General features: G+C 70.8%; 12 protein-coding genes. All 12 read right to left on the bottom strand.

All coding sequences use genetic code 11. The features are described 5' to 3' along the window. Window positions 1-5 precede the first annotated feature (5 nt). Entirely contained in the window at window positions 6-2,669 is a 2,664-nt protein-coding gene (gene solA, locus R2B38_RS42445) for an N-methyl-L-tryptophan oxidase (protein ID WP_318021131.1), read from the bottom strand. Continuing rightward, window positions 2,666-4,123, bottom strand: a complete 1,458-nt coding sequence (locus R2B38_RS42450) for an aldehyde dehydrogenase family protein (protein ID WP_318021133.1) — start codon at window positions 4,121-4,123, stop codon at window positions 2,666-2,668. The genes solA and R2B38_RS42450 overlap by 4 nt, the downstream gene beginning before the upstream one ends. 11 nt (window positions 4,124-4,134) lie before the next feature. Continuing rightward, the gene (locus R2B38_RS42455) at window positions 4,135-5,028 is read right to left on the bottom strand and encodes a creatininase family protein (protein WP_318021134.1); all 894 of its coding nucleotides are present in this window, start codon (window positions 5,026-5,028) and stop codon (window positions 4,135-4,137) included. Between the two features lie 25 nt (window positions 5,029-5,053). After that, a complete protein-coding gene (locus R2B38_RS42460) occupies window positions 5,054-5,512 on the bottom strand; it encodes a cytidine deaminase (protein ID WP_318021135.1) in 459 nt (152 codons plus the stop codon). Then, window positions 5,509-6,273 carry an amidohydrolase family protein gene (locus R2B38_RS42465; RefSeq protein WP_318021136.1) on the bottom strand — a complete coding sequence of 255 codons (765 nt, stop codon included), beginning with the start codon at window positions 6,271-6,273 and terminating at the stop codon, window positions 5,509-5,511. The genes R2B38_RS42460 and R2B38_RS42465 overlap by 4 nt, the downstream gene beginning before the upstream one ends. A 26-nt stretch (window positions 6,274-6,299) precedes the next feature. Beyond that, window positions 6,300-7,283, bottom strand: a complete 984-nt coding sequence (locus R2B38_RS42470; protein ID WP_318021137.1) for an oligopeptide/dipeptide ABC transporter ATP-binding protein — start codon at window positions 7,281-7,283, stop codon at window positions 6,300-6,302. Beyond that, window positions 7,280-8,293: an ABC transporter ATP-binding protein gene (locus tag R2B38_RS42475; RefSeq protein ID WP_318021138.1), complete on the bottom strand. Its 1,014-nt coding sequence runs from the start codon at window positions 8,291-8,293 to the stop codon at window positions 7,280-7,282. Before R2B38_RS42475 ends, R2B38_RS42470 begins: the two co-directional genes overlap by 4 nt. Then, complete coding sequence (locus R2B38_RS42480) at window positions 8,290-8,979, bottom strand: alpha/beta hydrolase (RefSeq protein WP_318021139.1); 690 nt, start codon at window positions 8,977-8,979, stop codon at window positions 8,290-8,292. The genes R2B38_RS42475 and R2B38_RS42480 overlap by 4 nt, the downstream gene beginning before the upstream one ends. A 5-nt stretch (window positions 8,980-8,984) precedes the next feature. After that, the gene (locus R2B38_RS42485) at window positions 8,985-10,055 is read right to left on the bottom strand and encodes an ABC transporter permease (protein WP_318021140.1); all 1,071 of its coding nucleotides are present in this window, start codon (window positions 10,053-10,055) and stop codon (window positions 8,985-8,987) included. Further along, complete coding sequence (locus R2B38_RS42490) at window positions 10,052-10,963, bottom strand: ABC transporter permease (protein WP_318021141.1); 912 nt, start codon at window positions 10,961-10,963, stop codon at window positions 10,052-10,054. The genes R2B38_RS42485 and R2B38_RS42490 overlap by 4 nt, the downstream gene beginning before the upstream one ends. After that, the gene (locus tag R2B38_RS42495) at window positions 10,956-12,611 is read right to left on the bottom strand and encodes an ABC transporter substrate-binding protein (RefSeq protein ID WP_318021142.1); all 1,656 of its coding nucleotides are present in this window, start codon (window positions 12,609-12,611) and stop codon (window positions 10,956-10,958) included. The genes R2B38_RS42490 and R2B38_RS42495 overlap by 8 nt, the downstream gene beginning before the upstream one ends. Window positions 12,612-12,764: 153 nt before the next feature. Next, window positions 12,765-13,541, bottom strand: coding sequence for an N-acyl homoserine lactonase family protein (locus tag R2B38_RS42500; protein ID WP_318021143.1), 777 nt, complete (start codon window positions 13,539-13,541; stop codon window positions 12,765-12,767). Window positions 13,542-13,695: the final 154 nt, after the last annotated feature.

The raw sequence follows: 13,695 nt of genomic DNA on the forward strand, positions 1-13,695 counted from the left end.
GGCCCTCACGGGGTGCCACCGGGGAACAGCCGGGCCGGCGAGAGGAAGTCCAGGTCCGGACGGGCGATTCCGCACACGAGGTCGGCCAGCGCCTCGCCGATCGCCGGCCCGAACTTGAACCCGTGCCCCGAACACGCCGACGCCACCAACACCTGCGGTGCGCCCGGCACTTCGCCGACGATGAAACGCCGGTCGGCGGTCATCGTGTAGAGACACGTCAGGCTCTCGGTCACCGGCCCGGCACCGGGCAGGACTTGGGCCACCGCCTCGGCGAGCAGGGCGAGTTCGGCGTCGGTCGCTTCGGGGCGGGGTGCCTGCGGGTCCCAGGGAGGGCCGCTGTCCAACCCGGCCTTGAGGCCGCGGCCGTCGGCCGCGGGGAACCCGTACAGGAGGCCTTGCGGCAGGTCGACGGAGAAGCTGCCGAGGTCGGAGGCGCCGAGGGGTCCCGCCGGGTCGGCGGCGAAGTAGGCGTTGACGATACGAGTGACCGTCAGATGCGGTGCGAGGGAAGGGACTTGGGCTGCCGTCCAGGGACCGGTGCACAGCACCAGGCGGCGGGTGCGCAGGACGGCCTTGCCGGTGCGGACCACGACCTCGTCGCCGTCCGGTTCCCAGCCGAGGACGGGGGCGTGATCGTGGAGGTGCGCGCCCGAGCGCTCGGCGAGGGTCAGTTGGGCGCGCAGTGTCTCCCGCGCGTCGATGATGCCGGCGCGTGGGTCGTGTACGGCCGTGAAACCGGTGGGCAGCCGCAGTCCCGGGAAGATCCGTGCCGCTTCCTCGGTGTCGACTTCACGGCAACCGGGGCCGCGCAGGGGGTCGGGCCGGTCCTTCGGTGCCGCGTACAACCCGCCGGTGATGTCGAGCAGTTGGGCCTTCGAGGCGCCCTCCAGCTCGGCCCAGGCCCGGTAGGCGGTGTCGACCAGGCCGTCCCAGTCGGGGTGGGGGTAGGCGCGGCGGATCATCCGGGTCGCGCCGTGAGAGGAACCCAGGTCGTGGTGCAGGCTGAACTGTTCGAGCCCGAGGACGTCGAGTCCGCGCGCGGCCAGGTGACGTAGGGCCGCGCTGCCGTGTACGCCCAGGCCGACCACGATGGCGTCGTGGCAGCGGGAGTTGGGGCGTGGGGCGTGCGGGGTGGCGGCGGGGACTGGTCCGGTCGCCGGGGCTGCGGCTGTGGGCGTGGGCGCAGGTTCCGAGGGCGATGGTGCGGGGGCGAAGCTCGGCGCCAGGCCCTGCGCGCCCGTGGGCGTCAGCGTGGGCGTGGCCCGAGGAACCGAGAGCGACGGCGCGGGCGTTGCGGGATCGATCCCCGGCTTCGAGGCCTTCGAGCCTGAATCCCCTGACCGTGAACCTCCCGCCTCCGCATCCCTCGGCCCCGCGTCCTCCGCCCCCGAGTCCCGCCGCCCCATGGTCGACGTCGCCCCGCGCCCCCACAGGCAGACGATCTCCCGTACCGCCTCCACCAGCGCGTCCAGATCGTCCTCGTCGTTGTAGACGTGGACCGAGGCCCGGACCACCTTGGTCAGCCCCCGGTGGTCCATGTCCCAGCGGCCGTGGCCTGCGGGCACCGCGATCAAGTGGACGCGGCGGTACGTGAGTTGGCGCTGTACCTCGGAGGCGTCCAGGCCGTCGACCACGAAGGTGACGATGGCGCCGCCCGCGGCGGGTGGGTCGGTGATGTGGACGCCCGGCAGTGCGGAGAGGCGTTCCCGGAGTGAGGTGGCGAGGGTGGCCAGGTGGCGGGCGACGGTGTCGACGCCGAGTGTGCCGAGGTCGGTCAGGGCGGCGCCGAGGCCCAGGCGCAACGCGTGGGCGGCTTCCCAGAGTTCGAAGCGTTTGGCGTCCGGGACCAGTTCCCAGCTGCGCTCGGCGGTCCAGCGGGCGCCCCGGACATCGGGCGCCTCGGGGGCGAGCCGGTCCAGGAGGGGGCGGCGTACCGCGAGCAGGCCCGTGCCGCGTGGGCCGCGCAGGAACTTGCGGCCGGTTCCGATGAGCAGGTCGCAGCCGATGGCGCCCATGTCCACCGGCAGTTGGCCGAGCGACTGGGTCGCGTCCAGCAGGTAGGGCACCCCATGGGCGCCGGCCAACGCGCCTATCGCGGCGGCGGGTTCGACCAGCCCCGAGGAGGTCGGTACATGCGCGGCCGTCACCAGCGCGGCCGGTCCTGCCCGCAGCGCTGCCTCCAGGGCCTCCAAGTCCACCGCTCCGTCAGGGCCGTTGGGCAGCAGCTCCACCTGGACGCCGTGGTCGCGTTCGACCGACAGCAGGTGCAGCGCGCTGCTGACGTAACTGGAGCGGGCGGCCAACACCCGGTCGCCGGGCCGCAGTCGGAGCGCCGACACGGCCCGCTGCCAGCCGGCCGTCGCGCTCTCGACGAGGGCGACCTCCTCCAGCCGGGCGCCGAGGAGTTCGGCGGTACGCGCGTAGACGGCCTCCAGGGCGGGAGCCGCGTGTTTCGCGGCCTCGTAGCCGCCGGACAGGCTCTCCGCGCGCAGGTGGTCGATGACCGCCTCTACGGTGCCGTTGGCGAGCAGGGCCGCACCGGCCGAGTTGAAGTGGTGGCCGGTGAACGAGCCGGGCGTACGGGCGCGTTCGGCCGCGACGTTCAGGGGGCGCGGGGGCGCGGGGTTCGGGGGCGAGGCGGCCGTCCCGGCCGTCACGGGCGCGCTCACAGGGCGATCGTCACGCTCTTGAGCTCGGTGAACCCGTCGACGGCGGCGTCGCCGAGGTCCCTGCCGAGGCCTGACTGCTTCATCCCGCCGAAGGCCACGGCGGGGTCGAACTCGTTGTACGTGTTGACCCACACGGTCCCGGCCTCCAGCGCGGCGGCGGTGCGATGCGCGCGGGCCAGACTGCCGGTCCAGACACCGGCGGCGAGCCCGTACTCGCTGTCGTTGGCCAGCGCGATCGCCTCCTCCTCGCTGTCGAAGGGCATGATCGTGGCGACCGGCCCGAAGATCTCCTCCCGGGCGATCCGCATGTCGGGGCTGACCTCGGTGAACACCGTCGGCGGCACGAACCAGCCCGGTCCGTCCGGGAGTTCACCGCTCACGGCCACCTCGGCGCCCTCGGCGCGCCCGAGTTCGACGTAACCCGTGACGCGGTCGTACTGCTCCTGCGACACCAGCGGACCGATGTTGATCCCGCCCGACAACCCCGGGCCGATCCGCAGCGTCTCCACCGCCGGCACCAGCCGGTCCAGGAACTCCTTGACGATCGTGCGCTCCACCAGCAGCCTGCTGCCCGCCGTGCACATCTGCCCGGAGTGCCCGAACACCGCGCGGACGGCGTTCGGTACGGCCGCGTCGAGATCGGCGTCCGCGAAGACGATGTTGGGGGACTTGCCGCCCAGTTCGAGCGTGAGCCGCTTCAACGACGGCGCCGCCGCGGCCATGATGTGCCGCCCGACCTCGGTCGACCCGGTGAAGGACACCTTGGCGACACCGGGATGGGCGACCAGTTCGGCACCCGTACGGCCGTCACCGGTAAGGATGTTGACGACGCCCTCAGGCACGCCCGCCTCCAGGCACAGCGCGGCCAGCCGTAGCGCAGTGAGCGGGGTCTGCTCGGCTGGCTTGACCACGACCGTGCAACCGGCGGCCAGGGCCGGGGCGAGCTTCCAGGCCGCGATCATGAAGGGGAAGTTCCACGGCAGTACGGCGGCCACCACACCCACCGGTTCGCGTACGCTGTACACATGCCGGTCGGGGCCGGCCGCGTGCACGGTGCCCTCCAGCCGGGTCGGGGTGCCCGCGAAGTGCCGGATGGCCTGCAGCCCCAACTCCACATCGCCACGGGCGCGTTCGATGGCCTTGCCGTTGTCCAGCGTGTCCAGCACGGCCAGTTGCTCGGCGTCGCGCTCCACCAGGTCGGCGAGGCGCAAGAGGATGTCACGGCGTTGCCGGGGTGGGAGTCCGCGCCAACGGCGGTCGCGGTGCGCGGTGTTGGCCGCCTCGACCGCCGCCGACACCTCGGCGGGGCCCGCCTGCGCGACCGTGGTGAGCTGTTCGCGGGTGGCGGGGTCGAGCACCGGGATGCGTTCCGTCGCGGTGCCGGTGGTCCACTCGCCGCCGATGAGCATGGGCTCGCAGTCCGGCAGGTGCGGGATGTCGATACTGGGGTCCACCTTGCTCTCCTTCACGCCTGGCGTCCGGGACGGTGAGTGGGGTCGGGCCACGGTTCGCGGACCGCCGTGGACACCGCCCGGGCTGTGGTCAGGACGCAGCGGTCGAACTCCGCCTCGCCGTGCTTGGAGTTGGCGTCGGTCACGTCCCGGCCCCAGACCCCGGTCTCGCTGACCTGGTCCATGCGGTAGTCCCAGAACGAGTCGACGTCGACGTGCGAGGTGGCCCGGTCCATCCGGACCAGTTCCGGCGCCAGGTGCAGCATCACGGACGTCTCGAAGAAGTTGGCGTGCATCAACGCCCGGCCGTAGGTGACATGTCCGTCGACCTCGGGCCCCGGGTACATCGTCACGTACCCCAACGCCCTTACCCGCGCGTCCCGATGACGGACTCTCAGTTTCTCCGCCGACACGTCGAGCGCGCCGTTGTTCCAGATGTGCCCGTTCAGCAGCACGAACTGGCGTACCCCGGAGGCGTAGAGCGAGTCGATGACGTCCTCGACGACGGCGATCATCGTCTCCGGCCGCAGGGCCACCGTCCCGGCGAAGTCGCCGTGCGACGCCGACACCCCGAAGCTCAGGGGCGGCACGACGGGCACGCCGGTCAGCGCGGAGACGCCGAGGGCGACCGCCTCGCAGATCCTGGTGTCCACGGCGAGGGGGAGGTGCGGGCCGTGCTGCTCGGTGGCGCCCACGGGGATGATGACGGCGTCCTGGGCCGCGGCCGTGGACTCCGCCTCCGCCCAGGTCAGCTCCTCCCAGAGCACCGGCGATCCGGATCCGCCCAACTGGTCTGCCAGTTCGGGGACATCGAGGCCCGTGGGGACGGTTCGTCCGGACGGACCGGTGACGAAGACGGACGACATGGCTCTCCTCTCCTCGGGACCGATGGCGTTCGTCATCGGCATGGGCCCTTCTCGGGAACGACGGCGTTCACCATCGGCGTCGGCTCTTCTCCGGCAGCAGGTCCAGGGCGCGCAACGGGACGGGCTCGTCCCCGTCGACCGTGGTGACCCACACGGTGGCGTCCGGGCAGTAGTCGCTGATCAGTTCGCGGCACACCCCGCACGGCGCGATGATCCGGAACCATCCCGCCGGCTTGATCTGCACCGACACCACGGACGTGATGTTCAGCTCCGCACCGGCGGGCAGGGCGCCCCGGGCGGTGCCCATGGCGACTCCCTCGGCACAGATCGAACTGCGCCGGCAGGAACCCTCCACGTGGACCCCGGTGTGGACCCGCCCGTCCGCGGTGCGGAGCGCGGTCGCGACCTCGTGGCGGCCCGACTGCCACACCTTGGCCAGCAAGTGCTGTGCGGTGGCGAGGAGTTCGACGTCGTCCTCGCTCATCGACGCCGGTACGGACACGGGCCGCACGTTCGTGGCGCTCATACCGTCAGTCCCAGCAGCCGGGCCATGTTGCCGCCCTCGACCAGTGCCCGGTCCTTCTCGTCCTCGACCGCCTTCGCGATCTTCATGCGTTCCAGGTCGAAGTCGGAGCCGGGCCACTCGCTGCCCATCAGGATCTTCTCCGGCCCGAGCCGTGCGTAGGCCCGCTTCACGTCGCTCATCAGCGTCGCCGATGTCTCCAGGTACACGTGCGGCTGCCGCTCGGCGACGATGATCGCCTCCGGCACGTTCCACACGGCCCCCATGTGCGCGATGATCGTGGGGACTTGGGGGTGGTCCTTGGCGATCTCCTCGATGGCCAGCGGCGCGCAGAACGCGTCGTCGAGAGCGTTGATCAGCACCAGCAGCCCGCGCCGTGCGCACGCCTCGAAGACCGGGTCGAGGAGGCCGTGGTCGGCGACGTGGTAGCCGTGCAGGCTCGGGTGCAGCTTCAGCCCGACCAGACCCGCGTCGGCCATCCGGTCGATCTCGTCCAGCGCGTCGTCGGCCTGCGGCAGCACCTGCCCGAAGCCGAAGAACCGGTCCGGGTACGAGGCCACCAGCGAGGCGATGAAGTCGTTCTCGATGCGCTGCGCGAGCGAGCACACCATCGCCATGTCCACCCCGGCCGCGTCCATCCGGTCGAGGATGCGGCGCGGCTCGAAGGGTTTGTAGGGCGGCGGGGCCTGGCCCTTGCGGGCGCCGGTGAGGTAGTCGGAACGGCCGCGGACGTCCTGAGTGGTGTTGTACGCGTCGATGATCAAGGCGGTTCGTCCTTACTCGGTACGGGCTAGTCGCTACTCGCGACGTGCTGCTCGCTGGAGACCAGGGGGAGATGGCAGCGCACACTGCGGCCCGGCGCGATCTCGCGCAGCTCGGGCGCGCTGGTCCGGCACCGCTCCGTGGCGATCGGGCACCGGGTGCGGAACAGACAGCCCTCGGGCGGGTTCGCCGGATCGGGCAACTCGCCCTCCAGCACCTGTTGTTCACGGGTCTCGCCGGGCCGTAGGACAGGAACGGAGGACAACAGGGCCCGGCTGTACGGGTGTGCGGGGGCGGCGAAGAAGGCGTCACGTGAGGCGACTTCGATGATCTGACCCAGGTACATGACCGCGATCCGGTCGGCGATGTGCCGGACGACGCCCAGGTCGTGCGAGATGAACAGCATCGTCAGGCCGCGGTCGCGGACCAGGTCGGAGAGCAGGTTCAGCACCTGCGCCTGGATCGACACGTCCAGCGCGGAGACGGCTTCGTCGGCCACCACGAACTGCGGTGATGACGCCAACGCCCTCGCGATGCCGATGCGTTGGCGCTGGCCGCCGGAGAACTCGTGCGGCCTGCGCGCGCCGGCCTCGGCGCCGAGACCGACGAGGTCGAGGAGTTCGGCCACCGCCTTCGTGGCCTCGGCTCGGGTGGCGCCGCGTGACCGGAGCAGCGGTTCGGCGACGATGTCGGCGATCCTGCGGCGCGGGTTCAGCGAACCGAACGGGTCCTGGAAGACCATCTGCAACTCGGCCCGGGTCCGGCGCAGTTGGCGACCGCGCAGCCGGGTGAGGTCGGTGCCGTCGAAGTCGATGCGGCCCGAGGCGGGTTCGATCACCCGCAACAGGGCCCGCCCGAGCGTGGACTTGCCGCACCCCGACTCGCCGACCAGACCGAGGGTCTCGCCCTGGAGGATGTCGAGGTCGACGTCCCGCAGCGCCCTGACCCGACCGCCGGCCCGGCCCGGGTACTCGACGCGCAACTCGCGGGCCTGGATGAGCGCGGCGGTCATGCGATCCCTCCCTGGGAGCGGGCCGTGGCACGGGCGGGGGAGGGCAGCACACAGGCGTCCAAGTGCCCGTCCTCGCCGTGCCGTTGCCGCAACACGGGCCGCTCGGAACACGCGTCGTGGACGAACGGACACCGGGGAGCGAACGCGCACCCGGCCGGCCGGTCCACCCCGGTCAGCGGACTGCCCGCGATGGTCGGCAGCCGTCGTACGACAGGACCGTCGATCGGCGGGACCGAGCCCAACAGGCCCATGGTGTAAGGGTGTTGGGGGTGGAACAGCACCTCCTCACGCAGCCCCTGCTCCACGATCCGGCCCGCGTACATCACCGCCACGCGGTCGGCGACCTCGGCCACGACACCCAGGTCATGGGTGATCAGCAGGACGGAGGTGCCGTGGTCGCGCTGGACACGCTTGAGGACGGCGAGGACCTGGGCCTGGATGGTGACGTCGAGTGCGGTGGTGGGTTCGTCGGCGATCAGTACGGCGGGGTCGTTGGCCAGACCCATCGCGATCATCACGCGTTGGCGCATGCCCCCGGAGAGTTGGTGGGGGTAGGCGCGGGCCGTGCGGTCCGGGCCCGCGATGCCGACCTCGCCGAGCAACTCGACAGCCCGGTCCATCGCCTGACCTCGCGTCACATCACGGTGGGCGCGGATCATCTCGGAGACCTGGGCGCCCGCCCGGTGCAGCGGGTTGAGTGCGGCCAGCGCGTCCTGGAAGACGACCGCGATGTCCTTGCCGCGCACACCGCGCAACTCCCGCTCCGACGCGGCCACCAGGTCACGCCCTTTGAAGGCCACCTCGCCGCTGATGTGGGTGCGGGGACCCCGGTTCAGGCCGACCAGGCTCATCGACAGGGCGGATTTCCCGGAGCCCGACTCGCCGACCAGGGCGAGGACTTCGCCCTGGCGGAGGGTGAGATCCACTCCGTCCACGGCGGGCAGCCGGCCGCCCGGAACCTCGAACTGGACGCGCAGATCCCGGACTTCGAGCACGGGCGCTGACGTCATGCGTCGCCGCCCACGGCCACGGCCGCCGTGTGGATCAGGTCGGCGACGCGCTCCGGCCACACGAGGGTCGTGTAGTGGCTGCCCGGCACGTGCTCGACAGTCGCCTTCATACGGGCCGACATGTCGTTCTGGATCTCCGGGCGGAGCGTGCGGTCATCGTCGGCGACCAGATACCAACTGGGCAGCGTGCGCCAGGCCGGTACACCGGTCGGCTGCGTGAAGATGAGGTTGTCGGCCTTGCGCCCCTCCGCCTCCACGACGGCCCGCTGCTCCGCCGAGAGATCGGGACCTATCTCCGCCCAGAACGCCTCGCTGGTCTCGGACTTCCACTCACCGTTGGGTCCGCGCCGCATGTACTTGGAGATCTCGGCCTCCTCGTACCGCTCGACGATCTCGTTGACCGTCTCGCCCTCGTCCGGCCCGAACGCGGCTATGTAGACAAGGCCTTTGACCCGAGGATCGCGGCCGACGTTGCTGATGACCGCGCCGCCGTAGGAGTGTCCGGCCAGCAGCACCGGGCCCGTCGTCTCCTCCAACACGGCCGCCGTATTGGCGACATCGTCCTCCAGTGAGGTCATCGGGTTGGTGACGGTGAACAGCCGGTGGCCGCGAGCTGCCAGCAGGGGCTGCACCGCCGACCAGGTCGTCGGCCGTCCGCCGGCGCCGTGGACCAGCACGATGTCCATGCGGGTCATCCTTTCCGTAGCCGCGGATCGAGGACCGTGTACAGCAGGTCCACCGCGTGGTTGACCAGGGTGAAGAGGAGGGCGATGGCGAGGGCGGCGCCCTGCACGACGGGGTAGTCGCGTTGCAGGACGCCCTGGACGAGCAGGCGGCCGACACCGGCGTACGAGAAGACCGTCTCGGTGATCACCGAACCGCCCAGCAGGGAGCCGAACTGGAGCCCGAGGACGGTCACGATGGGCAGCCAGGAGTTACGCAGCACGTGGTGGCGGATCACCACGCCCTCGCTCAGGCCCTTCATCCGGGCGGTGCGCACGAAGTCGTCGTCGAGGACCTCCAGCACGGAGGCGCGCACGATGCGGGTGATGAACCCGGCCATCGACAGCGCCAACGTGACGGCGGGCAGGATCAGATGCTGGATCCAGGGCCACACCAGCTCGGGGCGGTTCTGCAGAATCGCGTCCAGGAGGACGAAGTTGGTGGTCGGGTTGTAGTCCAGGGAGCTGGGCAGCCGGCCCAGGACCGGGAGCCAGCGCAGCCACACGCCGAACACGACGATGCCGAGCACGCCGAGTGCGAACCAGGGCAGCGAGAAGCTCACCGTGGCCACGGCCCGGGTCGAGTTGTCGATCCAACTCCCCTTGCGCAGCGCGGCGATGACACCGGTGACGACACCGAGCAGCACCGCGATCGTCATCGCCGCGAGCGTCAACTCGATGGTGGCGGGGAGGGCGTCGCCGAGGAGACCCAGGACGCTGTTGGAGCCGTAGAACGAGGTGCCGAGCCGGAGATGCACCAGGTCGTTGAGGAAGCTGCCGTACTGGACGACGAGGGGTCGGTCGAGGCCGAGTGCCTTGTTGACGCGCGCCTCGTTCGCGGCCAGTTCGGACGCCGAGAGGTTGTTGCCGCCGGCCGCGAGCGAGGTCGCCGGTGAGCCGGGGAGCAGGCGCATCGCGAGGAACACCAGGCTGGCCAGGGCGAACAGGACGACGGGGATGACCGCGAGCCGTCGTAGGACCAACAGGGCTGTTCCCGCTGCCCACTTGGGGCGGGGGAGGGGGAGCAGGGCGGTGGTCATGCCAGCCCCCGTACGTCGAGGGCGTCGCGCAGGTCGTCGCCGACGAAGTTGCAGGCGACGACGAACAGGAGCGTGAACGTCGCGGGCAGGACGACCAGTCGGGGTGCCGTGTAGAGGAACTCCTGTCCCGCCTGGACCATGTAGCCCCAGTCGGGCTGCGGGGGTTGGATGCCGAGGCCGAGGTAGGAGAGACCGGCGGCGAAGCCTGCCGCGATCGACAGCGTCATGACGACCTGGGCGAGCATCGGGCCCGCGATGTTCGGGAGGAGTTCGCGGGCGAGGATGCGCGGGGTGCGGGTGCCGCCCAGCTTGGAGGCGACGACGTAGTCACGCGCCGCCTCGCGGGCCGTCAGGGCGCGGGCGAGTCGGGCCAGCCCGGGCGCGAGGGAGACCCCGATGCCGAAGACCAGACTGACCGTTCCCGGCCCCGCGGCCGCCACCAGCAGGATCACCAGCAGGATGGACGGGAACGCGAGCGCGAGGTCCACGATCCGCATCAGGACCTGCTCCACGACACCGCCCAAGTATCCGGCGACGAGCCCGATCCCGGTGCCGGCGACCGCCGCGAGCGCGGTCGACGCGAATGCCACGAGCAGCAACGGGCGGGCGCCGTGCACGAGTCGGGCGAACTCGTCCCGGCCCAGGTCGTCCGTGCCGAACAGATGGCCGGACGACCCCATGGGCAGCAGCGCCGACGACGTCTGCCGTAGTGGGTCCGCCTGCACGAACAGCGGTCCTGCGACGGCGATCAGCACCAGCGCGATGAGGACGAGCCAGGACAGCACGGCCGGCCAGGACCGCGCCAACCGGCGGCGACGCCATACGGCGAGGGCCATCCGACCGATGGACGGGGACGAGGAGGGCCCCACGGTCGCCACGGGTGGTGGAGCGGTCGTGGTGTCAGACACTGGCCTTCTCCATGTAACAGCGGTGGTTGGCCAGCGCCGCCGTGTTCATGTGCTTCACCTTTGAGCCGCTCACCACGAGGTTGGCGAAGCAGGCCAGCATCGACAGCACCATGTAGTCCTCCGCCCACCGGCGCTGGATCTTCGTGTAGGCGGCCGTGCGCTGGGCGCCGAGGGGCAGGTTCTTGGCCGTGTCCAGCTCCGCCTGGAGTGAGGCCGCGTCCTTGAGCGTGTCCATGCCGGTGATGGTCGCGCCGTAGAGACCGGTGGGGCTGGCCATGGCGCCGACCATGTCGTTGGCGTCCGGGACGTAGGTGTTGCGCTCCCAGATCATCAGGTCGTGGTAGTCGTCCTTGCCGTCGAGGAGCCGGGTGAAGTAGGTGGCCGGGTCGACGGAGGTGGTGACCACCTTGAAGCCGACGTCGGTCAGGTTCTGGGCGACGATCTGCGCGGCCTTCGGGTGCCAGGAGTCGCTCGCCGCCATGAGCCGGATACGGCGGCCGCCCGCGCCCGCCTCGGCGACGAGCTTCTTCGCCTTGGCCGTGTCCTGCGTGCTGAGGTCGGCGAGGCCGGTGTCGTAGCCGCTCTGCGCGGGCGGGATGGCGTAGCCCTCGGGCAGCGCGCCGACGCCGTAGAAGGCCTGGTCGAGGATGGACTTGCGGTCGATCGCGAGGTTGATGGCCTGGCGGACCTTGAGTTCGGGGACGCGGCGGGCGTCGATCATCAGGATGGCGTTGGCGTTGTACGGCGTCTTGTAGACCGTCACCGAGTCGTCCTTGCGCAGCTGTGCGGCCGCGGAGTACGGGGTGAACTGGGTGGCCGAGATGTCGCCGCTGAGCAGCGAACTGACGATGGTCGACGGGTCCTGGACCTGGCGCAGCACCAGCCGGTCGACGGGCGGTCTGCCGAGGCGGAAGTCGTCGAAGGCGGTGAGGGTGATCGACTGGCCGGAGGTGGCGGCGGAGAAGGCGAAGGGGCCGGTGCCGACGAGGTGCTTGCCGATGTCGGCGCCGTACTTCTTCAGCGCGGCCTTCGAGATGATGCGGCCGCCGATGTCGGAGAGCTGGCCCAGGGTGGTGCGGTCCGGCTTCTTGAGGACCATCTTCACGGTCATGTCGTCCGGGGCGGTCAGCGAAGCCACGTTCGCGCCGAGGTCGGACAGCGGGCGGGTGGCGCCCTTGGGGAGCGTCTTGTCCTTCTCGTCGAACTGCCGGCCCAGGCTGGCCAGGACGTCCGCCGAGGTGAGCGTGGTGCCGTCGTGGAACTTGACGCCCTCGCGCAGGGCGAAGGTGTACGTGAGCTGGTCGTCGGAGATCGTCCAGCTCTTGGCCAGGTCCGGGGTGGGCTCGTTGGTCTCGAAGGAGATGAAGGTCAGGCCCCGGCAGATGCAGTCGACGGCCATCCAGTCGCCCAACGAGGTGTAGAACGACGGGTCGTTGACCGCGCTGGTCGCGTCGATGGCCAGGGTCAGCGTGCCGCCCTTGCCGCTTCCCTTGGCGTCGTCGGCCGCGGCACCACAGGCGCTGAGCAGGGCGGGGAGCCCGAAGCCGACTCCCACGCCGAGGAGCCCCGCGCCCCGGAGCATGGTGCGGCGCGACGCCGTCGACGGGGCGGAGCCGGGTGAGGACGATCCAGCTGACTGGTCCGGCATGTGGGCCTCCTTGGGCACCGATCCTCGAATAATGGATCTCAAAGTGTCGAGATTGGATCCAAAAACATGTTCACGGGCCACAGAGTCCCTCTCGTGTCCCGGGTGTTAAAGGCGTGTGAACCGGGCTGTGGGTCTGGCGCCGGTCGATGCCGGCTATGCGCTCGGTCGGCCCATGCGGCGGATCAACTCCGGCCAGACCAAGGGGTCATGACCGGGGATGAGCTCGTAACCGCGTTCCGCGGCGATGCTCTTGAGGCGGCGGATGGGCTCGACGGTGCTCTCCGGGTCGACACCGATCGAGGCGCCGATCGGGCGCTCGTGCTCGATGTTCTCGGTGAGGTCGGCGGCGTCGAAGGCGAACACGAAGCCGCCGCCGTCCGCGAGGTCGACGACGAAACTCTGGTGCCCGGGGGTGTGCCCGGCGGTCAGTACGGCGGTGACGCCGGGGGCCAACTCGACGTCACCGTCGGCCTGTTGCCAGTCGACGCGCGGGTCGTCGAAGTCGACGCGGAAGATCGAGTGGCGCTCGACCTCGGGCCGCCCGGACAAGCCGTAGGCGAGTTCCTCGCGCTGTACGTGCACCGGAACCCGCCCCGCGAAGTGCTTGAGTCCGCCCGCGTGATCGGCGTGCAGATGGCTGAGGGCCACGGCGTGGATCGCGTCCATCGGGATACCGGCCGCGTCGAGGGCCTCCTCCAGGGGTTCGCCGGGGCCCGGCAGGATCGGCCGGTAGTTGGGCGAACCGTAGAAGCGGCGGCGCAGGGCCGGGTCCCGGATCAGCGCCGTGTTGAAGCCGGTGTCGAGCAGCAGCCAGCCGCCGTCGCACTCCAGGAGCACGGCCGGTACGGGTTCACGCAGCCGTTCCTCGTACGGGGCGCCGTACACGGAGACGGACTTGGGGAGCTCCTCCCAGCCCAGCAGTAGGGGCACGATCCTTCGCACCCCGTTGCGGGTCATGGGGTGTCCGGGTGGGCTGGCGGCTGGCGCATCGGCGTGATCCGTTCGGGGAGTGCATCATGGGCGCCTGCGGGTGTGGGGGCTCGCGTGCGCGGGGATGGGCCATGGGGATCCACACTTTAAGTAT

Origin of the sequence: Streptomyces sp. N50, from assembly GCF_033335955.1 — a bacterium.
Taxonomy (GTDB): Bacteria; Actinomycetota; Actinomycetes; order Streptomycetales; family Streptomycetaceae; genus Streptomyces.

What these genes read in the sequence shown, in the direction of transcription:
- R2B38_RS42455 (WP_318021134.1), bottom strand. Translation starts at nt 5,028, where the DNA reads ATGCCGATGACGAACGCCATCGGTCCCGAGGAGAGGAGAGCCATGTCG.
- R2B38_RS42460 (WP_318021135.1), bottom strand. Translation starts at nt 5,512, where the DNA reads ATGAGCGCCACGAACGTGCGGCCCGTGTCCGTACCGGCGTCGATGAGC.
- R2B38_RS42470 (WP_318021137.1), bottom strand. Translation starts at nt 7,283, where the DNA reads ATGACCGCCGCGCTCATCCAGGCCCGCGAGTTGCGCGTCGAGTACCCG.
- R2B38_RS42475 (WP_318021138.1), bottom strand. Translation starts at nt 8,293, where the DNA reads ATGACGTCAGCGCCCGTGCTCGAAGTCCGGGATCTGCGCGTCCAGTTC.
- R2B38_RS42480 (WP_318021139.1), bottom strand. Translation starts at nt 8,979, where the DNA reads ATGGACATCGTGCTGGTCCACGGCGCCGGCGGACGGCCGACGACCTGG.
- R2B38_RS42485 (WP_318021140.1), bottom strand. Translation starts at nt 10,055, where the DNA reads ATGACCACCGCCCTGCTCCCCCTCCCCCGCCCCAAGTGGGCAGCGGGA.
- R2B38_RS42495 (WP_318021142.1), bottom strand. Translation starts at nt 12,611, where the DNA reads ATGCCGGACCAGTCAGCTGGATCGTCCTCACCCGGCTCCGCCCCGTCG.